This is a genomic window from Alsobacter sp. P4_H11 (assembly GCF_056400925.1).
This window is the reverse complement of record NZ_JBFUKI010000005.1, coordinates 193299-215204: the sequence shown is the minus strand read 5'-3', so window position 1 is coordinate 215204 and position 21906 is coordinate 193299. Positions and strand designations below refer to the sequence as shown.

20 protein-coding genes are annotated in these 21906 nt (G+C 68.3%); 13 read left to right on the top strand and 7 right to left on the bottom strand.

Translation table 11 applies throughout. From position 1 onward, the window contains the following. Positions 1–121: 121 nt before the first annotated feature. From plsX to AC1DSZ_RS10685, 5 genes are all read left to right on the top strand, one after another. Positions 122–1186: a phosphate acyltransferase PlsX gene (plsX, locus tag AC1DSZ_RS10705; RefSeq protein WP_476838346.1), complete on the top strand. Its 1065-nt coding sequence runs from the start codon at positions 122–124 to the stop codon at positions 1184–1186. Next, on the top strand, positions 1183–2160 hold the full coding sequence (locus AC1DSZ_RS10700) for a beta-ketoacyl-ACP synthase III (RefSeq protein ID WP_280514640.1): 978 nt from the start codon (positions 1183–1185) through the stop codon (positions 2158–2160). Before plsX ends, AC1DSZ_RS10700 begins: the two co-directional genes overlap by 4 nt. A gap of 166 nt (positions 2161–2326) precedes the next feature. Further along, positions 2327–2641, top strand: a complete 315-nt coding sequence (locus tag AC1DSZ_RS10695; RefSeq protein WP_188517381.1) for an integration host factor subunit alpha — start codon at positions 2327–2329, stop codon at positions 2639–2641. An 84-nt stretch (positions 2642–2725) separates the two neighbouring features. Further along, positions 2726–3274 (top strand): MerR family transcriptional regulator, encoded by a 549-nt coding sequence (locus AC1DSZ_RS10690; protein ID WP_188517382.1) that lies wholly within the window; start codon positions 2726–2728, stop codon positions 3272–3274. A 72-nt stretch (positions 3275–3346) separates the two neighbouring features. After that, positions 3347–4591, top strand: coding sequence for an amidase family protein (locus tag AC1DSZ_RS10685; protein ID WP_476838345.1), 1245 nt, complete (start codon positions 3347–3349; stop codon positions 4589–4591). A gap of 624 nt (positions 4592–5215) precedes the next feature. Here AC1DSZ_RS10685 and acuI read toward each other — a convergent pair. The 4 genes from acuI to AC1DSZ_RS10665 all read right to left on the bottom strand — a co-directional run bounded on the left by acuI (position 5216) and on the right by AC1DSZ_RS10665 (position 8714). Continuing rightward, positions 5216–6202 carry an acrylyl-CoA reductase (NADPH) gene (gene acuI, locus AC1DSZ_RS10680; RefSeq protein ID WP_476838344.1) on the bottom strand — a complete coding sequence of 329 codons (987 nt, stop codon included), beginning with the start codon at positions 6200–6202 and terminating at the stop codon, positions 5216–5218. A 107-nt stretch (positions 6203–6309) separates the two neighbouring features. Next, positions 6310–7548 (bottom strand): MFS transporter, encoded by a 1239-nt coding sequence (locus AC1DSZ_RS10675; protein ID WP_476838343.1) that lies wholly within the window; start codon positions 7546–7548, stop codon positions 6310–6312. Positions 7549–7648: 100 nt separating this feature from the next. After that, a complete protein-coding gene (locus tag AC1DSZ_RS10670) occupies positions 7649–8179 on the bottom strand; it encodes a PaaI family thioesterase (protein ID WP_476838342.1) in 531 nt (176 codons plus the stop codon). Positions 8180–8204: 25 nt separating this feature from the next. Further along, positions 8205–8714 (bottom strand): MarR family winged helix-turn-helix transcriptional regulator, encoded by a 510-nt coding sequence (locus tag AC1DSZ_RS10665; protein WP_476838341.1) that lies wholly within the window; start codon positions 8712–8714, stop codon positions 8205–8207. 141 nt (positions 8715–8855) lie between these two features. Here AC1DSZ_RS10665 and AC1DSZ_RS10660 point away from each other — a divergent pair, with 141 nt between their 5' ends. The 4 genes from AC1DSZ_RS10660 (at position 8856) to nadC (ending at position 12876) form a co-directional block, all read left to right on the top strand. Beyond that, positions 8856–9041, top strand: coding sequence for a hypothetical protein (locus tag AC1DSZ_RS10660; RefSeq protein WP_476838340.1), 186 nt, complete (start codon positions 8856–8858; stop codon positions 9039–9041). 170 nt (positions 9042–9211) lie between these two features. After that, positions 9212–10312: a quinolinate synthase NadA gene (nadA, locus tag AC1DSZ_RS10655; protein WP_476838339.1), complete on the top strand. Its 1101-nt coding sequence runs from the start codon at positions 9212–9214 to the stop codon at positions 10310–10312. Between the two features lie 139 nt (positions 10313–10451). Beyond that, a complete protein-coding gene (locus tag AC1DSZ_RS10650; protein ID WP_476838338.1) occupies positions 10452–12005 on the top strand; it encodes an L-aspartate oxidase in 1554 nt (517 codons plus the stop codon). Positions 12006–12018: 13 nt separating this feature from the next. Further along, the gene (nadC, locus tag AC1DSZ_RS10645) at positions 12019–12876 is read left to right on the top strand and encodes a carboxylating nicotinate-nucleotide diphosphorylase (protein ID WP_476838337.1); all 858 of its coding nucleotides are present in this window, start codon (positions 12019–12021) and stop codon (positions 12874–12876) included. Between the two features lie 226 nt (positions 12877–13102). Here the strand turns inward: nadC and AC1DSZ_RS10640 are convergent, their stop codons facing one another. Then, positions 13103–14317 carry a cell wall hydrolase gene (locus AC1DSZ_RS10640; protein ID WP_476838336.1) on the bottom strand — a complete coding sequence of 405 codons (1215 nt, stop codon included), beginning with the start codon at positions 14315–14317 and terminating at the stop codon, positions 13103–13105. A gap of 436 nt (positions 14318–14753) precedes the next feature. After that, the gene (locus AC1DSZ_RS10635) at positions 14754–16559 is read right to left on the bottom strand and encodes a PHA/PHB synthase family protein (protein WP_476838335.1); all 1806 of its coding nucleotides are present in this window, start codon (positions 16557–16559) and stop codon (positions 14754–14756) included. Between the two features lie 146 nt (positions 16560–16705). Here AC1DSZ_RS10635 and AC1DSZ_RS10630 point away from each other — a divergent pair, with 146 nt between their 5' ends. The 4 genes from AC1DSZ_RS10630 to glpX all read left to right on the top strand — a co-directional run bounded on the left by AC1DSZ_RS10630 (position 16706) and on the right by glpX (position 21056). Continuing rightward, the gene (locus AC1DSZ_RS10630) at positions 16706–17110 is read left to right on the top strand and encodes a hypothetical protein (RefSeq protein WP_476838334.1); all 405 of its coding nucleotides are present in this window, start codon (positions 16706–16708) and stop codon (positions 17108–17110) included. A gap of 185 nt (positions 17111–17295) precedes the next feature. Further along, complete coding sequence (locus AC1DSZ_RS10625; RefSeq protein ID WP_476838333.1) at positions 17296–18519, top strand: LL-diaminopimelate aminotransferase; 1224 nt, start codon at positions 17296–17298, stop codon at positions 18517–18519. Between the two features lie 69 nt (positions 18520–18588). Beyond that, positions 18589–19908 carry a homoserine dehydrogenase gene (locus AC1DSZ_RS10620; protein WP_476838332.1) on the top strand — a complete coding sequence of 440 codons (1320 nt, stop codon included), beginning with the start codon at positions 18589–18591 and terminating at the stop codon, positions 19906–19908. Between the two features lie 140 nt (positions 19909–20048). Next, positions 20049–21056, top strand: coding sequence for a class II fructose-bisphosphatase (gene glpX / locus AC1DSZ_RS10615; protein ID WP_280514641.1), 1008 nt, complete (start codon positions 20049–20051; stop codon positions 21054–21056). A 295-nt stretch (positions 21057–21351) separates the two neighbouring features. Here glpX and AC1DSZ_RS10610 read toward each other — a convergent pair whose 3' ends face one another. Next, positions 21352–21789 carry a hypothetical protein gene (locus AC1DSZ_RS10610; RefSeq protein WP_476838331.1) on the bottom strand — a complete coding sequence of 146 codons (438 nt, stop codon included), beginning with the start codon at positions 21787–21789 and terminating at the stop codon, positions 21352–21354. Positions 21790–21906 lie beyond the last annotated feature (117 nt).

Below are 21906 nucleotides of genomic sequence, written 5' to 3'. Positions count from 1 at the left end.
GCGGGCCGGACATAGCCGAGATCAAGGTTGCCTCGCGCCGCCGCTTCGCTATTGTCCGCCGGCCGCGCGAGCCCGCGCGCCGCATGGCGTGATCCTTCCGTTTCCGGGCAGGCCTTCTCGAATGAACACCAAAGTGCGGATCGCGCTCGACGCCATGGGGGGAGACCACGGTCCCTCCGTGGTGATTCCCGGCGCCGCCCTGTCGCTCGTGCGCCGCCCCGACACCGCCTTCGTGATTCACGGACGCTCGGAGGAGTGCCTGCCGCTGCTGGACCAGCACCCGGCGCTGAAGGCCGTCACCACCTTCGTGCATTCCGACGTCGCTATCCGGATGGACGACAAGCCGAGCCAGGCGCTGCGCCAGGGCCGCTACAAGTCGTCCATGTGGCGCGCGCTCGATTCGGTGAAGAAGGGCGAGGCCGACGCCGCCGTGTCGGCCGGCAACACCGGCGCGCTGATGGCCATGTCCAAGTTCTGCCTGCGCACCATGGCGCAGGTGGACCGGCCCGCCATCGCGGCCATCTGGCCCACCATGAAGGGCGAGAGCATCGTGCTCGACGTCGGCGCGACCATCGGGGCGGATGCGCGCCACCTCGTGGATCTCGCCATCATGGGCTCCGCCATGGCGCAGATCGTGTTCGACATCGACAGGCCCAGCGTCGGCCTGCTGAATGTCGGCGTGGAGGAGATCAAGGGCGTCGAGGAGGTGAAGTCCGCCGGGCGCATCCTGAAGGACACGAACTTTCCCCATCTCACCTATGCGGGCTTCGTCGAGGGCGACGACATCGGCAAGGGCACGGTGGATGTCATCGTCACCGAGGGTTTCGCCGGCAATATCGCGCTGAAGACCGCCGAAGGCACCGCCAAGCAGATCGCCTCCTACCTGCGCAGCGCCATGAGCCGCACCCTCATGGCCAAGATCGGCTACCTCTTCGCCAAGGGCGCGTTCGACGCGCTGCGCGCCAAGATGGACCCGCGCCGGGCCAATGGCGGCGTCTTCCTGGGCCTCGACGGCATCGTCATCAAGAGCCATGGCGGCACGGACGCAATGGGGTTCGCAGCCGCCATCGATCTGGGTTATGACATGGTCAAACACGATCTGCTGTCGAAGATTCGCGACAGTCTCGAGGTCAACTTCCCGAACGCGGCCGCCGAAGCCGTCGCGTCGCCGGAGACTTCTGAGTGATGTCATTGCGTTCTGTTGTCATCGGTTGCGGCCATAGCCTGCCCGAGCGCGTTCTCTCCAACGCCGAGCTGTCCACCATGGTGGACACCTCCGACGAATGGATCCTCGAGCGCACCGGCATTCGCCACCGACACATCGCCGCCAAGGAGGAGACCACCTCCGTTCTGGCCACGCGGGCGGCGCGCGCGGCGCTGGACGCGGCGGGCGTGGACGCCTCCAGCGTCGACCTCATCATCGTCGCCACCGCGACGCCGGACTTCACCTTCCCGGCCACAGCCACGCAGGTGCAGGCGGCCCTGGGGTCCAGCACCGGCGCGGCCTTCGACATGCAGGCGGTGTGCTCGGGCTTCGTCTACGCGCTCGCGACGGCCGACAAGTTCCTGATCACGGGTGCGGCCAAGCGCGCGCTGGTGATCGGCGCCGAGACCTTCTCGCGCATTCTCGACTGGACCGACCGCACCACCTGCGTGCTGTTCGGCGACGGCGCCGGCGCGGTGCTGCTGGAAGCCCGGCGCGGTGACGGCGAACTCAGCGACCGGGGCGTCCTCTCGACGCATCTGCGCGCCGATGGCCGGCATCTCGACAAGCTCTATGTCGACGGCGGCCCGTCCTCCACGGCCACCACGGGCCATTTGCGGATGGAGGGCAAGGAGGTCTTCCGCCACGCGGTGACCAACCTGGCCGAGACCATCGAGGAAACCTTCCGGCAAACCGGCGTCACCGCCGACCAGATCGACTGGTTCGTGCCGCACCAGGCGAATCGCCGGATCATCGACGCCACGGCCCGCAAGCTGGGCATCGATTCGTCGCGCGTGGTGATCACCGTGGAGGATCACGGCAACACCTCCGCGGCGTCGATTCCCCTCGCTTTGGGCGCCGCCTGCGCGGACGGGCGCATCAAGCCGGGCCAGCTCGTGCTGATCGAGGCCATGGGCGGCGGCTTCACCTGGGGCTCGGCGCTGATCCGCTGGTGATCCGCTCTGTAGTTTCGCGTCGAAGTTGTAATCCACCAGAGGCAGATCATCAGCGTTGACCAGCCCGTCGCGCGCGAATAGCCTTCGGTTTTCAGAGGGCTACCGGCGTTTTCTCGTCGCAAGGCCCAGCGATTCTCAACGAAGAATGACCAGTCGGGGGACGAGCGTGGCTGAACGCACCATCACGAGAGCCGAGCTGAGCGAGGCGGTCTACAAGGGCGTGGGGTTGTCTCGCACGGAATCGTCCGCGCTGGTCGAGCTGGTGCTGAAGGAAATCTCGGACTGCCTCGCCGAGGGCGAGACCGTGAAGCTGTCGTCCTTCGGGTCCTTCGTGGTGCGCTCCAAGGGCGAGCGCGTCGGCCGGAACCCGAAAACCGGCGTCGAGGTGCCGATCGAGCCCCGCCGCGTCATGATCTTCAAGCCATCCAACATCCTGAAGGCCCGCATCAACGGGCTCGAAGCCGGAAGCGAAGAGGATTGACCCACCATCGCGGTCGAAGCCGCCGGCCGCCGAACCGTAAACGGCGCGGCCAATCTTGCGTGACAGTCTGCCCGGGGGCCAGCGGTGGACAAGAGTCCTGACGCCTTTCGCACCATCAGCGAGGTCGCTGACGACCTTGATTTGCCGCAGCACGTCCTGCGGTTCTGGGAGACGCGTTTCGCCCAGATCCGGCCGCTGAAACGTGGCGGGGGCCGGCGCTACTACCGCCCGGACGACGTGGACCTGCTGCGCGGCATCCGCCAGCTGCTCTACGGGCAGGGCTACACCATCAAGGGCGTGCAGCGCATCCTGAAGGAACAGGGCCTGCGCTCCGTCCAGGCTCTCGGTCGCGGCGAGATCACGGCTCCCATGCCGCCGCCCAGCCAGGGGCGGGCAGGCGACGACGACGATTTCGAGCCGGATGAGCGCGAGAGCGACGACGGGGACGACAACCCCTTGTCGCCGCCCGAGACCGGCGCCACGCGCGGCGCGCTCGTGTCCACCGCCGGCGGCATCGTGATGTCGCCGGACGCCATCCGGCGCCTGCAAGGCGCCTTGTCGGAGTTGGTGGAGTGCCAGCGGCTGCTGCAGTCCATCAAGCCGCAGCACGATGGGGACGCCGAGGCGTCCTGATCGCCATCTCAGCCGAGCGCCAGGCCACGCCGAGGACGTGGGGCCTGGTCGCTCGCACGGAGCAGCCGAACCATGTTGTCGCTCATCGAGACGCACCGCCGCATCGAGGCCGGCGAGCTTGCGCCTGCCGCCGCCGTGGAGGCCGCGATGGCGGCCGCGAAGGCGCGCAACGGCGACCTGAAGGCCTTCGCGAGCTTCGCCTCGAATAGCGCCGCCGCGCCCGGCGCGGGGCCGCTGGCCGGCGTCGCGGTGGGCGTCAAGGACATCATCGACACCGCCGACCTGCCGACCGAGATGGGCTGCGCGGCCATCTATGGCGGATGGCGTCCGCGGGCCGACGCCGCCATCGTCAACAGGGTGCGGGAGCTCGGCGGCTCGATCATCGGCAAGACCGAGACCACCGCCTTCGCATATCTTGATCCCGCTCCCACGCTGAACCCGCACGACGCAACGCGGACGCCGGGCGGTTCCTCGGCCGGGTCTGCCGCCGCCGTGGCGGCCGGGCTCATCCCGCTCGCGATCGGCACGCAGACGGCCGGGTCGGTGATCCGCCCGGCGTCCTTCTGCGGCGTCGCCGCCATCAAGCCATCCTTTCGGCTCCTGCCGACGGTTGGCGCCAAGACCACCGCCTGGACGCTCGACACGCTCGGCCTCTTCGCGGCGACCGCGGACGACCTTGCCTATGCGCTTGCGGCGATCAGCGGGCGCGACATGGCGTTCGCGGACGATCCGGCGAGCCTGCGCTATGGCGTCTCCACCATGCCGCATGCGGGCGAGCGCAGCCCCGAATCGGAAGCCGCGCTGGAGCGGGCCGCCTCGGCCCTGGCCGGGCAGGGCGCCTCCGTCCGCTCGGTCACGCTGCCCGACGCGCTCGTGGAGGCGGACCGGCTGCAGCCCACCATCTACCAGTACGAGCTGCACGCCTCGCTCGGCTGGGAGTGGCGCACCCAGCGCGCCGCGATCCCGCCCGGCCTCGCGGCGGCGCTCGCGGCAGGCGAGGCCGTGTCCACCGACGACTACGACCGCGCGCGCGGCGCGGCCCGACGGGCCCGCAACGCCGCCAAGGACCTCTTTGCGGAAGTCGACGTCCTGCTGACGCTTTCGGCGCCCGGACCCGCGCCCGCGCGGGCCACAACCGGCGAGGCGCGTTTCAACAGGCTGTTCACGTTGCTGGGCACGCCTTGCGTGAATGTTCCGGGTTTGCGCGCAAGCGACGGATTGCCCATCGGAATCCAGATCGTGACGCCCTTCGCGCGCGATTCCCGCGCACTCGCGGCCGCTCGTTTCCTCGAGTTGGCGATCAAGGCGCTGCAATAGAAATCAAAGCGTCTTCTTCGAGGGTTTCCCGGTAGGATGCATTCCAAAACTTCGCGGATCCAAGTCGCAAGAGTTGAGCGTCTGGATTCGCGGGACGTTGACAAGCAAAAACATGACGGGCGCATGAACGGACTGCGCAGCATTTGAAATAACTTTCCTACGTTGCGCCGCAGCAACAAAAGGGCTTGCGGAACACGGCGAGGCTGCTAGCGTTAGTGCAATGTTAACCGCAGGAGGAGGACCTCATGGCCCTGGTGCAGCGGCTCAACATGATGGCCATGTGCGCGGCTTTCGCGCTGGTCGGCGCCGTCGTCCTCGGACTGTTCTGAGGCCGGCCATCCCGGCGGGACAGCCGGGACCAGAAGCGCCAAGAGCTTGATCCGGGCTCGGATCAGAGAGTTGACGCCGCCGGGGGGCAACCGGCGGCGTTTTTGTTTGCGCGGTTGGGTCGCGATCTTCAATCGGGGCATTCGGGCGCAACTCTCTCCGTCATCCCCGGCGGCGCGCAGCGCCGGGAAGGGGATCCAGGCGTGAGCGCCGAGACCCAGCCCAGTCTCCTGGATCCCCTTCCCGACCTGCTTCGCAGGTCGCCGGGGATGACGGTGAACGACGCGCTTCTGGCGCTCAGCCGATCTCCACCACCACGCGGCCGCGCACGGTTCCGTCGAGGATGGCCTTGCCGGTCTCGATGACCTTGTCGAATGGCACGGTGGTGGTCAGCGAGGCCAGTTTGGCGCGGTCGAGGTCGCGGTTCAGCCGCGACCAGGCCTCGAGCCGGCGCGCCTTGGCGGCCATCACGCTGTCGACGCCGAGCAGCGCGACGCCGCGCAGGATGAAGGGCGCGACGGAGGAGGGCAGGTCCATGCCGCCCGCCAGCCCGCAGGCCGCGATCGCGCCGTTGTAGCGCGTCTGCGCCAGCAAATTGGCCAGCGTGGTGGAGCCGACCGAATCGACTCCCGCCGCCCAGCGTTCCTTGCCGAGCGGCTTGCCGGGCGCGGACAACTCGTTGCGGTCGATGATCTCGGCCGCGCCGAGGCCCTTCAGGTAGTCGGCCTCCTCGGGCCGCCCCGTGGAGGCGATCACATGCCAGCCGAGCTTGGACAGGAGCGCGATCGCGACCGAGCCGACGCCGCCGGCCGCGCCCGTCACCACGGCCGGGCCCTTGTCGGGGGTCAGCCCATGCTTCTCCAGCGCGATCACGGCGAGCGCCGCCGTGTAGCCGGCCGTGCCGATCGCCATGCATTCGGCCGGGCTGAGGCCCGCCGGTCGCGGAATCAGCCAGTCGCCCTTCACGCGCGCCTTTTGCGCATAGGCGCCCAGATGCGTTTCGCCCGTGCCCCAGCCGTCGAGCACGACCTCGTCGCCGGCCTTCCAGTCCGGATGGCTGGAGCTCTCCACCACGCCGGCGAAATCGATGCCCGGGATCATCGGGAAGCGGCGCACCACCGGGGCCTTGCCGGTGATCGCGAGGCCGTCCTTGTAGTTCACGGTCGAATGCGTGACCCGCACCGTGACGTCGCCGTCCATCAGGTCGGCCTCGTCGAAGTCGCGAAAGCCGCAGCCGTAGCCCTGCTCGCCCTTGTCGACCACCACCGCGCGGAACGTCGCCATACCCATCTCCTCGCCTGAGCGCTTCTCTTGCGCGAAGTTGTGGCGCCGCGCCCGGGAGGCCGCAAGCCCGCCGGAGGTGCGGGCCTGCGCAGACCGGAAGCCCGATCTCAGGCCAGGGCGGGCCGCGCCACCGGCGCCTCGCGGATCGGGATGTTGATGATCGCCGACGCCACGCCGAGCGCGATCGAGAGCCACCACACCACGTCATAGGAGCCGGTCTTCTCGTAAAGCACGCCGCCGAGCCACACGCCCAGGAAGCCGCCGACCTGATGCGAGAAGAAGGCGAAGCCAAACAGCATCGACAGGTAGCGCGTGCCGAACATCAGGATCACGAGGCTCGAGGTCGGCGGCACGGTGGAGAGCCACAGGAGCCCCATCGCGACGCCGAAGCTCAGCGCGTTGGCCGGGGAGGGCGGCATCATGATGAACACCAGCACGGCCACCGACCGGGCGAGATAGATGCCCGACAGCAGCCAGCGCTTGGACATCCGCCCCGAGAGCCAGCCCGACGTCAGCGAGCCCACCGCGTTGGCGAGCCCGATGATCGCCAGCGTCCACGCGCCCACCCAGGCCGGGAGGTTCTGGTCCTTGAGGTAGGCGGGCATGTGCGCGGTGATGAAGGCGAGCTGGAAGCCGCAGGTGAAGAAGCCCAGCACCAGCAAAACGTAGCTCGGATGCCGGAAGGCTTCGCCGAGCGCTTGCGTGATCGACTGCGAGGGCCCCTTCGCGGCCGCCTCGGAGGCGTTGCCGCGCGTCGCCAGCATGAAGGACAGCGGGATCACGAGCAGCACCGTGAGGCCGAAGATCACCGATGTCTGCTGCCAGCCGATGCGGTCGATCAGGATCGAGCCGATCGGCGGAAACAGGAACTGGCCGAAGGAGCCGGCCGCCGTGCCGAGGCCGAACGACAGCCCGCGCCACTTCTCAGGCAGGATCTTTCCGAAGGCGCCGAGCACCAGGTTGAACGAGCAGCCAGAAAGCCCGAACCCGATCAGCACGCCCGCGCCCACCGTCATCATGCCGGGCGTGCTCGCGACCGACATCACCCCGAGGCCGGCGGCGTACAACACGGCCCCGAGGATCAGCACCCGGACAGTGCCGAAGCGATCCGCCAGCGCGCCCGCGAAGGGTTGGCCGACGCCCCACAGCAGGTTCTGGATCGCGATCGCGAAGGAGAACACCTCGCGGCCCCAGCCGAACTCCTGGCTCATCGGGATCTGGAACAGCCCGGCCGTGGCGCGCGGACCGAAGGTGATCAGCCCGCACAGGCAGCCGGCGGCGAGGATCAACTCCGGCGCATAACGCGAAGCCTTGCGCGCCATGGATGGATCGGCTGCGGTGCTCATGGACAACTCCGGGGGAGAAGCGAGGAGCGCGATGCTAGGCGCGCGGGTTGGATTCTAAAAGTCAGGGCTTGTGATGGCTTCGATCGCCGAATGCGATCGATCAAGCCGCCGCGGCCGCCTTCGGGACGTCGAACACGAAACAGGTCTCGGTGCCATGCGCCAGCAGGCGGCCGCGGGCGTCGTAAAGCTTGCCCTCGGAGGTCGCCAGCCGGCCGCCGGCGTGGATCACGGAACCGACCGCCCGCACGGGCGCGGAGCTCGGCAGCACGGGCCGCACGAAATGCACCTTGAACTCGGCGGTGGTGTAGCCCTGGCCGGCCTTCAGCATGGTGTGAACCGCGCACGCCATCACGGTGTCGAGCATGATGGAGGTCCAGCCGCCATGGATGGTGCCGAGCGGGTTCATGAAGGCGTGCGTGGGCGCGCCCTCGAACTCCACCTCGCCCTCGTCGGCGCGGCCGAGGCGCATGCCGGAGATCTCGGCGATCGGCGGCGCCGGATAGATCCCGGCGATCATGCCGCGCAGGAAGTCGAGGCCCGACACGGCCGCGACCTCGTGGAGGGGGAGAACGCCGTAGCGGATGGCGGGCTGTTCATCGGCGGGATTCAGCGCGACGGTATCGGGGGACATGGGCGCTCCTTGCAAACGGTGCGTGTCAGCGGGAAGGCGCGTCGGGCGCGGCCTTCCTTTCGGGGTCCGCGTCGAGATCGGCCGCCAGCGTCTCGGCGGCGCGGCGCAGGGTCGAAAGCTCGCGCTTGTAGGTGAGCGCCGCATCGGGCCCGAGTTCGGCCGCGAAAGCGTCCTGCGCCTTCCGCCAGAACGGCATGGCCTTGGCCAACGCGGCTTCGCCGGCCGGTGTGAGCCGGTAGCGCTTGCCGCGCCCTTCCGATTCGCAGGGGGCCACCATGCCGGCGCGGCGCAGCTGGTCGAGGTTGCGCAAAAGTGTCGTGCGCTCCAGCGCCAGCCCGTCCGCCAGGTGGGAGAGGCTGTCGTAGCGATCGATCCTGAGGCCCGCCAGCACGGAGAACTGGGCCATCTGCAGCCCGGATTCGCGCATATGGGCGTTATAGACGCGCACCAGCGCGCGCGCCGCCATGCTGGCGGAGCGCGCGAAGCACAGCGGCAGATCCTGCGGCAGGTCGACAGGGAGGGGTGTGCGAACCATGATGTGTAGATACACGTCTATCGGTGGTTCGCCAAGCGCCGGCGCGCAACCCGGGTGGTGGAATGCTTTCCGATGGATCGATCCTGCCCTATGCTGCGTTGCAGCGAGAACAGGTCTTCTGGCCTGGTCGGAGCACACGTCATGATCACACAATCGGATATCGACGCGTTCTCGGATGGGCAGCCCCGTTTCGTGAACCGGCAGGACGACTCCATCAAGGCCGCGATACTGCCCGTCGTCGCGGTCGAGCAGGCGTTCCGGATCTGGTTGTCGCTGAGCACCGCGACGATGCGCCTGATGCTGCCGGTCTGGATGCGGCCGCGCTGAAGCACGGCCCGGGCGGGCGTCACAAATTCGTCGCGACCCCTTTCCAAGCCCGGGCGCCGTGCCTATAATACTTATGCTCACAGTGAGCATAAGTGGACCGATCTCGCTTCCAGGCCTGGTCGGTCTTGTCCGGTTCTTCTTATGCTCAATGTGAGCATTAGGGGGTCGCCATGGAAGCCCAATTCGCCGCCGCCGGAGCCCGCGCTCCCCTCCCGCCTGTCGCGCCCGCGTCCGAGCTGACGCCGGCCCAGCGCCGCTTTGGCGTGCTGCCCATGCCGACCATCGCGTGGACGCCCGAAGTCGAGGCTGCGACCGCGCACCTCTACGAGAAGGTGAAGGACGTCATCCCGTCCGTGGAGTGGCCGTTCTTTGCGCCCTACGTGAAGGCCATCAACGAGCTCAAGGCCCAGCGCGGCGCCGTGATCCTGGCGCACAATTACCAGACGCCCGAGATCTTCCACTGCGTCGCCGACGTGGTGGGCGACAGCCTCCAGCTCGCCCGCCTCGCCGCGAAGGCGAAGGAGGACATCATCGTCCAGTGCGGCGTCCATTTCATGGCCGAGACCTCCAAGCTGCTCAGCCCGGAGAAGACGGTCCTGATCCCCGACAGCCGCGCCGGCTGCTCGCTGGCGGCCTCGATCACGGGCGCGGACGTGCGGCTGCTGAAGCAGAAGTATCCGGGCGTGCCGGTGGTCACCTATGTGAACTCGTCCGCCGACGTGAAGGCCGAGACCGACATCTGCTGCACGTCTTCCAACGCCGTGCACGTGGTGGAGAGCCTGGGCGTCGACCGGGTGATCTTCCTGCCGGACGAGTATCTCGGGAAGTACGTCCAGACGCAGACCAAGGTGCAACTCATCCTCTGGAAGGGCCACTGCGAGGTACATGAGCGCTTCACCGGGGCCGAGCTGCGCGCCTACCGGGACGCCGACCCGACCATCCGGATCATCGCTCACCCGGAATGCCCGCCGGACGTGATCGCGGAAGCCGATTTCACCGGCTCCACCGCGCACATGATCGACTGGGTGAAGACCAAGCAGCCGCGCCGCGTCGTCATGGTCACGGAGTGCTCCATGGCCGACAACGTGGCGGCCGAAGCCCCCAAGGTGGAGTTCGTCCGCCCCTGCAACCTCTGCCCGCACATGAAGCGCATCACGCTGCCGAAGATCCTCGATAGCCTGGTGAACATGCGCGAGGAGGTGCTGATCGACCCGGCGATCGCCGAAAAGGCCCGCCTGCCGATCGAGCGGATGATCAACCTGAAGAACTGAGCTGCGGCGGAAGCGGGCGCCCGTCCCGCTTCCGCATCCCTCCGCGCCGTTCCGCAGCCTGCGGCCCACACGGCGTTGCGCCTCGACGGCGGACCTCGTGGCCCGCGCCCTCGTCCGCTCTCAAGAAAGGGCCATCCTCATGGCCGCACCCATCATCATCGTCGGCGGTGGCCTCGCGGGGCTGTTTTGCGCGCTGAAGCTCAGCCCGCGCCCCGTCACCGTGCTGGCCGCCGCGCCGATCGGGGAGGGCGCTTCCTCGAGTTGGGCCCAGGGCGGCGTCGCGGCCGCGATGTCGGAGGGCGACAGCCCCGAGAAGCACACCGCCGACACGGTGGTGGCCGGCGCCGGCCTGGTCGACGAGGCCGTGGCGCTCGGCATGGCGCGCGAGGCGAGTGACCGCATCCACGACCTGCTGGCCTACGGCGTGCCGTTCGACAAGGACCTGGAAGGCCACCTCGTGCAGTCGCGAGAGGCCGCCCATTCGGAGCGCCGCATCGTGCGCGTGCGCGGCGACATGGCCGGCAAGGCCATCATGGAGGCGCTGGTCGCGGCCGTGCGCAAGACGCCGTCCATCACCGTGCTGGAGGGCGAGGTCGCCGAACGCCTCGTTCGCAATGGCGATCGCGTCAATGGCGTGGTGAGCCGGGGCGAGGGCGGCCGCGCCGCGATCGCCCGTGTGCTGCCGGCGGCCGCCGTCGTGCTCGCCACCGGCGGCGTCGGCCACCTCTTCGCGGTCACCACCAACCCGCCGCAGGCCAACGGCCATGGCGTGGCGTTGGCCGCCCAGGCGGGCGCGCTGATCGCCGACGCCGAGTTCGTGCAGTTTCACCCCACCGCGATCGACATCGGGCGCGATCCCGCGCCGCTCGCCACCGAGGCGCTGCGCGGCGATGGCGCCTGGCTGGTGGATCGTGAGGGCCGCCGCTTCATGCAGGCGATCCATCCGGACGGGGAGCTTGCGCCGCGCGATATCGTGGCCCGGGGCGTCTTCGCCGAGATTGCGGCCGGTCGAGGCGCGTTCCTCGATTGTCGGCAGGCGGTCGGCGCGGAGTTCCCGGAGCGGTTCCCGACGGTTTACGCGGCCTGCATGCAGGCCGGGATCGACCCCGTCACGCAGCCCATCCCGGTCGCGCCCGCCGAGCACTACCACATGGGCGGCGTCTGGACGGATGTCCGCGGCCGCTCCACGGTGGCGGGCCTCTGGGCCGCCGGAGAGGTCGCGTCGACGGGCGTACATGGGGCCAACCGCCTGGCGTCCAACTCGCTGCTGGAGGCCGTGGTGTTCGCGGCCCGCATCGCGGCGGACCTCGGGTCCACCCCGCTGCCGATGCTGGACGCCGAACCCCGGACCGCCGAGGACGCGCCGGCGAGCGGCTTTGCGGCCGAGGACGAGCCCATTCTGGCGCGCCTGCGGCAGACCATGAGCGCGCGCGTCGGCGTGATCCGCGACGGCGCCGGGCTTGCCGAGGCCTGCCGGGAGATCACCGCCATGACGGGCGAGGCGCAGGGCGCCACTGTTCGCAACATGCTCACCACCGCGACGCTGATCGCCGCCTCCGCGCTGGCCCGCACCGAAAGCCGCGGCGGCCATTACCGCTCGGATTATCCCGAGCCGAATCCGCTCTTCGCGCGCCGCTCGCGGCTGAACCTGTCCGAGGCGCGTTTCCTCGCCAGCCAGACGCGCGCGGCCTGACCAGGATCCCTCCATGACGACGCTGTTCCTCAATCCTCTGCTGATCGACGACGCCGTCCGGCGCGCCCTGGAGGAGGACCTCGGCCGCGCCGGCGACATCACGACGCTCGCCACCATCCCGCCGAGCGCGACCGCCGAGGCCGTGATCGCGTCGCGCAAGGCGGGCGTGATCTCGGGCCTCCCGCTCGCCGCGGCCGCGTTCCGCATCTTCGATCCGGCCGTGCGCTTTGAGCCCGCGCTGCAGGACGGCGACCGCGTCGTCCCCGGCGGCGTCGTGGCCAGGATTTCGGGTCCGGCGCAGTCGGTGCTGTCGGCCGAGCGCGTGGCGCTGAACTACATGGGCCGCCTGTCCGGCATCGCCACCATGACGGCCGCCTTCGTGGAGCGGGTGAAGCACACGAAGGCCCGCATCGTCTGCACCCGCAAGACCACGCCCGGGATGCGCGCGTTCGAGAAATACGCCGTGAAATGCGGCGGCGGCGCCAATCACCGCTTCGGGCTCGATGACGCGGTGCTGATCAAGGACAATCACATCGCGGTGGCGGGCGGCGTCACGCAGGCGCTGCGGGCCGCCAAGGCGGCGGTCGGGCACCTGGTCAAGATCGAGATCGAGATCGACAGGCTGGACCAGCTCGACGCCGTGCTGGCCGAGGGCGCGGACGTGGTGCTGCTCGACAACATGGCCCCGGCCGACATGGCGGTCGCGGTCGGTCGCATCGCTGGCCGGCTGCGCACCGAGGCGTCCGGGGGGGTCAATCTGGACAGCGTCCAGGCCATCGCCGAGTCGGGCGTGGACATGATCTCGGTCGGCGCCCTGACGCACTCCGCGCCGGTGCTGGATCTCGGGCTGGATATCGCCATCTCGGGTTAGATCATGCTTTCGCCGGGCCAGCGCACGGCGCCGCGCGCTGGCCTTCGACGAACAGAGATGACTTGAGCGCCCGGTGGGGCTCCGAGGACCGGGCTGTCTGCGTTGCGTCGATCTGGTGGAAGCCCGAGGACCAGTGCGAAGCAGACAGCCGGAGTGCTTGTAATAACGAAAATCAAGTTAATTTATATCGGTTGTGGATTGCCTTTTTACGCGCGTGCTCGGCGTTTCAGGTCTGCCCCGGCTTCAGCTTGTAGAAAATGTGGCGGCCGATCACGTCCATCTTCTTCAGGCGCTTGGCCCAGAACGGCCGCACATAGTTGGCATGGTAGTGCGTGGCCCCGCCGACCTCGGCGTTGTAGGTCTGCCCGAACGTGACCTCGCGGGCGATGCGCACGGCCGATTTCCAGCTCTCGGCCTCGGTGATCTTCAGCGCCTTGCCCTCGCATGCGAACGAGAACTGGCAGGCGAATTTCCGCGCCCGGTTCTGGTAGACGACGCCGCAGACCGTGCTGGGATAGAGCCCGCTCTTCACGCGGTTCAGCACCACCTGGGCGACCGCCGCACGGCCCTCCTCGGGCTCGCTGCGGGCCTCGAAATACACCGCCTCGGCGAGGCAGCGCTCTTCCTTGTTGAGGTTTTCCGGGTCGATCAGGCTGGCGTAGCTGGGCCGGCCGCTCTCGTCCGGCTTGGCGACGATCGTCATGCCGCCGCCTGCGGGCAGGCGCGCCTTCAGGGCGTTGAGCCCGTCCAGCGACACCGGCGCGGCCGCGATCTCGATTGGGGTGGCGTCGGCCGGGGCGGGCGTCGCCGAGGACAGCGCCACGGCGCGCGGCACGGTCGGCGTGGAGCCCACGCCCGTGGTGGTCGCCCCGGAGGCGCGCGATGCGGATGTGAGTTGCGACTGGCCCGAGCCCGACGAATCGGCCGTGCCGACCGGCGTGGTGGACGTCGCGTCCGCGCTGGGTTCGAAGCTCGTCACCGAATCGGGCGCGTCGTAGCTCGGCGGCAGCAGGATGGTGGGCGGCAGCAGGTCGACATTCATGCCCGTCGCGATGCCGTCGCCCCGGCGCAGCGGGGCCGAGCGGGAAAGGCTCGGGCGCAGCACCAGGATGGGGTCGCCCTTGTGGCTGCGATCCACCACCGGGAAGCCCTTGGTCTGCGTCTTCAGCTCCGCCCGCGGCTGCGGCGCGCCCGCATAGGCGTCGGCCGAAGGCTCCACGGCGGGCAGGCGGGCGGTGTGGATCAGGCCGTAGCGCCCTGGCGAAACCGTGGGGCCGAAGCCGAGCTGCGCGACCCCGCCGCCGGAGGGCGGCACCAGCATGCCGGCGATCCCGACCGGCGCGGCCGACATCGCGGCCACCTGGTATCCGCCCGAAGCGTCGACGCCGGCGTCGGCCGCCATCGAAACGAGAACGCCGGCCGCCAGGGCCCAGGGAGCCACCGTTCCGCACGCCCAACGCACACTCGAAACCATGCGAACGCAACCCCACCCGATATCGCGCGACGCGCGAGAACCGTTACTCGGACGTGACCGTAAAGACCGAAAGGTCGAACGATTTCAGTTATCGATGAGTAAGGTTGAGCGGGAGTTAACGAGCGCAGGCCTGGCTGCAGACTGGCGCATTTCTCTGAGTGTCTGGCGGGTTGTTCAAGCGTTAGTAGCTTTAGGGCGAAACCGCAGGAGCTCTTGGAAAACCTTCATCCTGAGGAGCATCGCCCCTTGGCGATGCGTCTCGAAGGACGAGGGACTCCAGAGCGCACGATGATTGAGCCTCCTGGAACCCTCGTCCTTCGAGACGCAGGCCCGAGCGGGCCTGCTCCTCAGGACGAGGGCATTGTCGGATGTCCAGAACAGCCAGTGATGCTGCCCACACCGCTCAGGCGCGCACCTTCACGTATTCGCCGGGCGCGTCGCAGAGCGCTTTCAGCTTCTTGCCGCCGGGCTTGCGCGCCTTCACCTTCTCGGGCGCCTGCGCGGCGATCCACTGGATCCAGTGCGGCCACCAGGAGCCCGGGTGCTCGCTGGCGTTGTCGATCCAGTCTTCCAGCAGCCCCTGCGGCTTGCCGCCGGTCCAGTACTGATATTTCGGCTTGCCGGCCGGGTTCACGACGCCCGCGATATGGCCCGAGCCCGCCAGCACGTAGGTGACCTCGCCGCCAAAGCTCTGCGAGCCTAGGAACACCGACTTCGCCGGCGCGATGTGGTCCTCGCGCGCCGCCAGGTTGTAGATCGGGATGGTCACCTTGGAGAGGTCGAGCTTGATCCCGCCCACCTCCATCTCGCCCTTGGAGAGCTTGTTCTCCAGGTAGCAGTTGCGCAGGTAGAACGAGTGGTTCGCGGCCGGCATTCGGGTGGAATCGGAGTTCCAGTACAAGAGGTCGAACGGGAAGGGCGATTGCCCCTTCAGGTACACGTTCACCACATAGGGCCAGATCAGGTCGTTCGGCCGCAGCATGTTGAAGGCCGACGCCATGCTGGAGCCTTCGAGATAGCCCCGCGCATACATCTTGTCCTCGGTGTGGCGCACCTGCTCCTCGTCCACGAACACCGAAAGGTCGCCCGCATGCGTGAAGTCGACCTGCGTGGTGAACAGCGTCGCGCTGTCGATCCGGTCGTCGCCCGTCGCCGCCATGTGGGCCAGCGCCACCGAGAGCAGCGTGCCGCCGACGCAATAGCCGATGGCCGTCGCCTTCTTCTCGCCGGTCGCCTTCTCGATCGCGTCGAGGGCCGCGAAAACGCCCTCGCGCATGTAGTCCTCGAAGCTCTTGGTCGCCTGCCGCTCGTCCGGGTTCACCCAGGAGATGGTGAACACCGTGAGCCCCTGCGACACGGCCCAGCGAATGAACGACTTCTCGGGGTTGAGGTCGAGAATGTAGAACTTGTTGATCCACGGCGGCACGATCAGCAGCGGGCGCTTGAACACCTGCTCGGTCGCGGGCTCGTACTGGATCAGCTCCATGAGGTCGTTGCGGAACACCACCTTGCCGGGCGTGGTCGCCATGTTGACGCCGACGGCGAAATTGCCCGCCGTGGTCTGGCGCAGCTTCAGCGTGCCCTGGCCGGCCTCGATGTCTTCGGCCAGCATCTTCATGCCGCGCACGAGGTTCTCGCCGTTCTCCTTCAGGGTCTCGCGGATCAGCTCGGGGTTGGTGGCGACGAAATTGGTCGGCGCCAGCGCGCTGGCGATCTGGCGCACATAGAACTCGGCCTTGTGCTTGGTCTTCGGGTCGATGCCATCGGCTTCCTTCACCAGGTCCTCGGCCCAGCGCGAGGTGATCAGGTAGGCCTGCTTGATGAAGTCGAACACCGGATTCTCGGACCATTCCGGGTCCTTGAAGCGCTTGTCGCTCGGCTCCGGCGTGGCCACCGGCATGGGGTGCTCGCCCTGCATGCGCTTCATCGAGCCGGTCCACAGGTCGAGAAAGCCCTTGGTCAGGCTGGTCTGCGCGATGATCAGGCGCTGCGGATCCGCCACCCAGTGCTCGGCCACCTGGCCCAGCGTCTTCACCATGTCGCTGACTTCGCTGCTCACGCCGGGCTTGACGCGGCCTTCCTCGACGGGCTTCAACGCTGCGGCGGTCGCCTTTCCGAGCTCCTCCATGAGGCGCGCGGAGTTGGTTGCAAGGGCTTCCGCATCCGCAACAGGGAACTGAGTCTGGTGGTTCTGGTCGCCGCCCTGCATGTCCCTGAGTCCCCTTCGCGTCACGGCGTCCCTTGCCGGGGCGCTCGTTGCCGACATAATAACGGGCGACGCGCCGTTTAAGGCCAAAAAAATCGTCGGGCATTCCTAGGCGTTTGGTATCAACGCCGAATGACGGAGAAGCATTCGTGAGAATCGGACGCCCAGGCAAGTTTGGCCAGCGCTTTGGCGCCGGAATTCTGCTCGTAATTCTCGCCGTCGGCGGCGGCGGTTGCTCGGCGCAGCCGCTTTCGGAGAACCCCGGCGTCAAGGGCGTCACCGACAAGCTCAACATCACCACCAATGTTCCGCCCCCGGCGGATTTCGTGGCCAAGAGCCGGCCGCAGTCGCTGGAGTACATGCCGGTGGGCGTCGTGCCGCCGGCCCGCGGCGGCCCCGCTCCGCGAAAGCCCGATCAGGTGAAGGCGCTCGAGGCCGAGATGGAAGGCACGCGCGCCCGGCACGATCGCCTCGGCGGCCGCAAGCCGCCGGTCACGGCCGCCAAGGCCAAGCCCGGCGACAAGCCCAAGCCGAAGCCGGCGGCGCCGCTCTAGCCCGCGATCCAGGCTGCTCAACCAACGAATGCGTGCGAGCGCGCCTGCTTGGTGGTAAGCAGGCGCGCTGCTTCGCATGCGCGGCGGCGGACGCCGGCCGTCGTTGCGTGACGCGCCGGGTTCATTGCAACGCCCCCGACCGGACGGGCCGGGCAGGGGGATTTGTTTTCACGGGACCAAGCGCCATGACGACCGATTTCCACCGCATCAAGAGACTGCCTCCCTACGTCTTCGAGCAGGTGAATCGGATCAAGGCCGCCGCACGCAACGCTGGCGCCGACATCATCGACCTCGGCATGGGCAACCCGGACCTCGCCGCCCCAAAGCACGTCATCGACAAGCTGGTGGAAACCGCCGGCAAACCGCGCACGGATCGCTACTCCGCCTCCAAGGGCATCGGCGGCCTGCGCCGCGCCCAGGCGAACTACTACGGCCGCCGCTTCGGCGTGAAGCTGAACCCCGACACGCAGGTCATCGCGACGCTCGGCTCCAAGGAAGGCTTCGCCAACATGGCGCAGGCCATCACGGCGCCCGGCGACGTCGTTCTGGTGCCCAACCCGAGCTACCCGATCCACGCCTTCGGCTTCCTGATGGCGGGCGGCGTCATCCGCTCCGTGCCGGCCGAGCCGAACGAGGACATGATCCGCGCGCTGGAGCGCTCGGTCGTGCACTCCATCCCCAAGCCCATCGCGGTGGTGACCTGCTACCCCGCTAACCCGACCGCCTTCACGGCGTCGCTCGATTTCTACAAGGACCTCGTCGCCTTCGCGAAGAAGCACGAGCTGATCCTCCTGTCGGACCTCGCCTATGCGGAGGTCTATTTCGACGAGAACGACCCGCCGCCCTCCATGCTGCAGGTGAACGGCGCGATGGACGTCGCCGTGGAGTTCACGTCGCTGTCCAAGACCTTCTCGATGGCCGGCTGGCGCGTCGGCTTCGCGGTCGGCAACGAGCGGCTTCTCGCCGCCCTGGCGCGCGTGAAGAGCTATCTGGACTACGGCGCGTTCACGCCCGTGCAGGTCGCGGCGGCCGCCGCCCTCAACGGCCCGGACGACTGCATTCGCGAGATGCGCGAGGTCTATCGCAAGCGCCGCGACGCGCTGGTCGATTCGTTCTCGCGCGCCGGCTGGGACTTCCACGCGCCCAACGCCTCCATGTTCGCCTGGGTGAAGATCCCCGAGCCGTTCCGCGAGATGGGCAGCCTGGAATTCTCCAAGATCCTGGTCGAGAAGGCTTCGGTCGCGGTCGCGCCCGGCATCGGCTTCGGCGAGCACGGCGACGAGTATGTCCGCATCGCCCTGGTCGAGAACGAGCAGCGCATCCGGCAGGCCGCCCGCAATGTCCGCCGCTTTCTTGAAACGGCCGAGAAAACATTGCACAACGTCGTTCCATTGGCGGCGCGCGGTTGATACCACGCCTCTTTCGCACAGGCGGCGCGCGGGTTGTCCCGCGCCTCTATCGTACAGGAATCATCCAGAATGGCTGAGCCGCTCCGCATCGGCATCGCCGGCCTTGGCACCGTCGGGGCGTCGCTCGTGCGCCTCCTGGCGCGCAACGCCGACGCCTTGCAGGCGCGCTGCGGCCGGTCTCTCGTGGTGGCGGCCGTTTCGGCGCGCGATCGCACCCGCGACCGCGGCGTCGATCTCTCGGGCTTCGAATGGTTCGATGATCCCGTGGCGTTGGCGCGTGCGCCGGGCGTCGACTGCGTCGTGGAGTTGATGGGCGGATCGGACGGGCCCGCCAAGGCGGTCGTCGAGGCCGCGCTGGCGGCCGGCCGGCCGGTGGTGACCGCCAACAAGGCGCTGCTCGCCCACCATGGCGCGGCGCTGGCGGCGCTGGCCGAGCGCAACGGCGCGACCATCGGCTTCGAGGCCGCGGTGGCGGGCGGCATCCCGATCGTGAAGGCGCTGCGCGAGACGCTGGCCGGCAACGCCGTGCACCGGATCTCCGGCATCCTGAACGGCACCTGCAACTACATCCTGTCCCGCATGGAGCTGGAAGGCCTCGGCTTCGACGAGGTCCTGGCCGATGCGCAGCGCCTCGGCTACGCCGAGGCGGACCCGACCTTCGACGTCGGCGGCTTCGACACCGCCCATAAGCTGGCGATCCTGACCAGCCTGGCCTTCGGCACCCAAATCGACGCCGAGGCGATCCATGTGGAAGGCATCAGCGCCATCACGCCGCTGGACCTCAAGATGGCGGACGACCTCGGCTATCGCATCAAGCTGCTGGGCGTCGCCGAGCGCACCGCCACCGGCATCGAGCAGCGCGTCCATCCGACCATGACCCCGAAGACCTGGCCGATCGCCCAGGTGATGGGCGTCACAAACGCCGTGAACGTAATGGCCGACCCGGTCGGCGAACTGACGCTCGTGGGCCCGGGGGCCGGCGGTGACGCAACGGCGTCCTCGGTTCTGGCCGATCTGGTCGACGTGGCGCGCGGCGTCGCGCTCCATCCCTTCGGCCAGCCTGTCGCCAGCCTCGAAACGGCCGAGCGCGCGCCCATGCAGCGGCACGAGGGCGGTTACTATGTCCGCCTCTCCGTCGCGGACCGACCCGGCGCGGCGGCCGCCATCGCGACCCGCATGGCCGAGCGCCAGATTTCCCTGGAGAGCATCGTGCAGCGGCGCAGCGGTCCGCGCTCCGCCGACATGACCGGCCGTTCGGGCGAGCCCGTGCCGGTGGTGCTCATCACTTACGCCACCACCGAGACGGCCATTCGGGGCGCCATCGACGCCATGCTGGCCGACGGGTACGTCACCGAGCCGCCGCAGGTTATCCGGATCGAGCGCGCGTAAACCTTTCGTGCGGGTTCCATTCGCCAGCCGGAATGTTATCGCGCAATGGTGCAACCTTTAGCGCAGCTGTGCGTCTTCGCCGCAATAAACCCAGACTCTGAATCGAGTCTCCTGCCCACCCACCAGCCTGGGGATCGCCCGTGACCGACACTACCCATGACATCAACGTCCAACCGAAGGACGTGATCGAGCGCATCCTCTCGATGGAACTCGTGCGCGTGACAGAGCGCGCGGCGGTCTCCGCCGCCAGGTTGCGCGGCCATGGTAATGAGAAAGCCGCCGACCAGGCCGCCGTGGACGCGATGCGCCGCGAGCTGAACAAGCTGCCCATCGAGGGCACCATCGTGATCGGCGAGGGCGAGCGCGACGAAGCCCCCATGCTGTTCATCGGCGAGAAGGTTGGCAACGGCCGCGGCCCCAAGGTCGACATCGCCGTGGACCCGCTGGAAGGCACCACGCTTTGCGCCAAGGACATGCCGGGCGCGATCGCCGTGATGGCGATGGCCCAGGCCGGCTCACTGCTCTACGCGCCCGACGTCTACATGGACAAGATCGCGATCGGCCCGGGTTACCCCGAGGGCGTGGTCGACCTCGACGCTTCGCCGACAGACAACGTCCACGCACTCGCCAAGGCCAAGGGCTGCAAGCCGCATGAGCTTTCCGTGCTCATCATGGACCGTCCCCGCCACGCCGACCTGATCGCCGCCGTCCGCAAGACCGGCGCGTCGATCCGCCTGATCACGGACGGCGATGTCGCCGGCGTGATCTTCACCGCCATGCAGCACGAGACGGGCATCGATCTTTACCTTGGCATCGGCGGCGCGCCCGAGGGCGTGCTGGCCGCGGCGGCGCTGCGCTGCGTCGGCGGCCAGATGCAAGGTCGCCTGATCCTGGATACGCCCGAGAAGGTGGAGCGCGCCCGCGGCATGGGCGTCGCCGACCCGAAGAAGAAGTACGGCATGACCGACCTCGCCAATGGCGACGTGATCGTGTCGGCGACCGGCGTCACCGACGGCGCGCTGCTCACTGGCGTTCGCTTCGGCAAGGACGTGATCGAGACCGAGACCATCGTGTACCGGTCGATCACCGGCACGGTCCGCAAGATCCAGGCCGAGCATCGCGAGTTTGAGAAGTTCCGCCTCGACTGAGAGCTGGCTAAATGGGTCTTTGAATCGAGAAGGCGCGGAGCGATCCGCGCCTTATTCATATCCCGATGGAACTAGACCGACGCCGAAAAGTCGCCCTGGGAAAGCCGGGCGGCGTGATGCCCCCTCGACATCACGCCGCCACGCAGAGGCCCCCCGACCCCCACGCCGGCCCGGGCGCTTTCGCGCACCGAAGTGCGAACCCATAGCAATCTCGCGAGTTTGTCAATTGACAAATCCCTCATCAAAACCCTGCAAGAGAGAGGTCCGAATAGCTCTCGGGAACTAGGCCCTTGGACTAGGCCAGCACGCACCGGTTTAGCTGGCTGATGATAGCCGCCGCTCGGTTGCGAATTTCGGCCAGCAAGGCGTCATCCTGCCCTGTCTGGGTCATTTGGCAGTCTTTCGCGGCCGCCGTCACGAGGCTCAACGTGATGGGCAGGTCGCCCAGCCGGCCGACGAGAACCGGGAACGCGGAACGCTCGAGGTAGTCGCCCACGACGCCCCGCAGTTCGGCATAGTCGATGCCCGAATAGCGGTGATCCGCGCCCTTGCACATCAGCGCATTCAGGGCCGCCACGGCGGTCGTGAGCGCTTCTACCCGCTGTGACCGGTCGCCTTCGTGGGCGGGATCCATGGCCGCCAGGATCCTGTCCAGATCCTCCGTCAGCCGCGACGACGGCGCCGGGGGCGCCTCCGGAACGGTGCGGGATCTTCGGCGCAGGAAATCGAGCATTCACACCTCGCGGCGCCGGCCACGGATGGCCAAGCCTCAAACGCAGAATGGCGTTCGAACTGGTTAATGCAACCCAAGCGCGCGTTGTGCAAGCCGTTGCGGCCCGTCGGCCCTGCC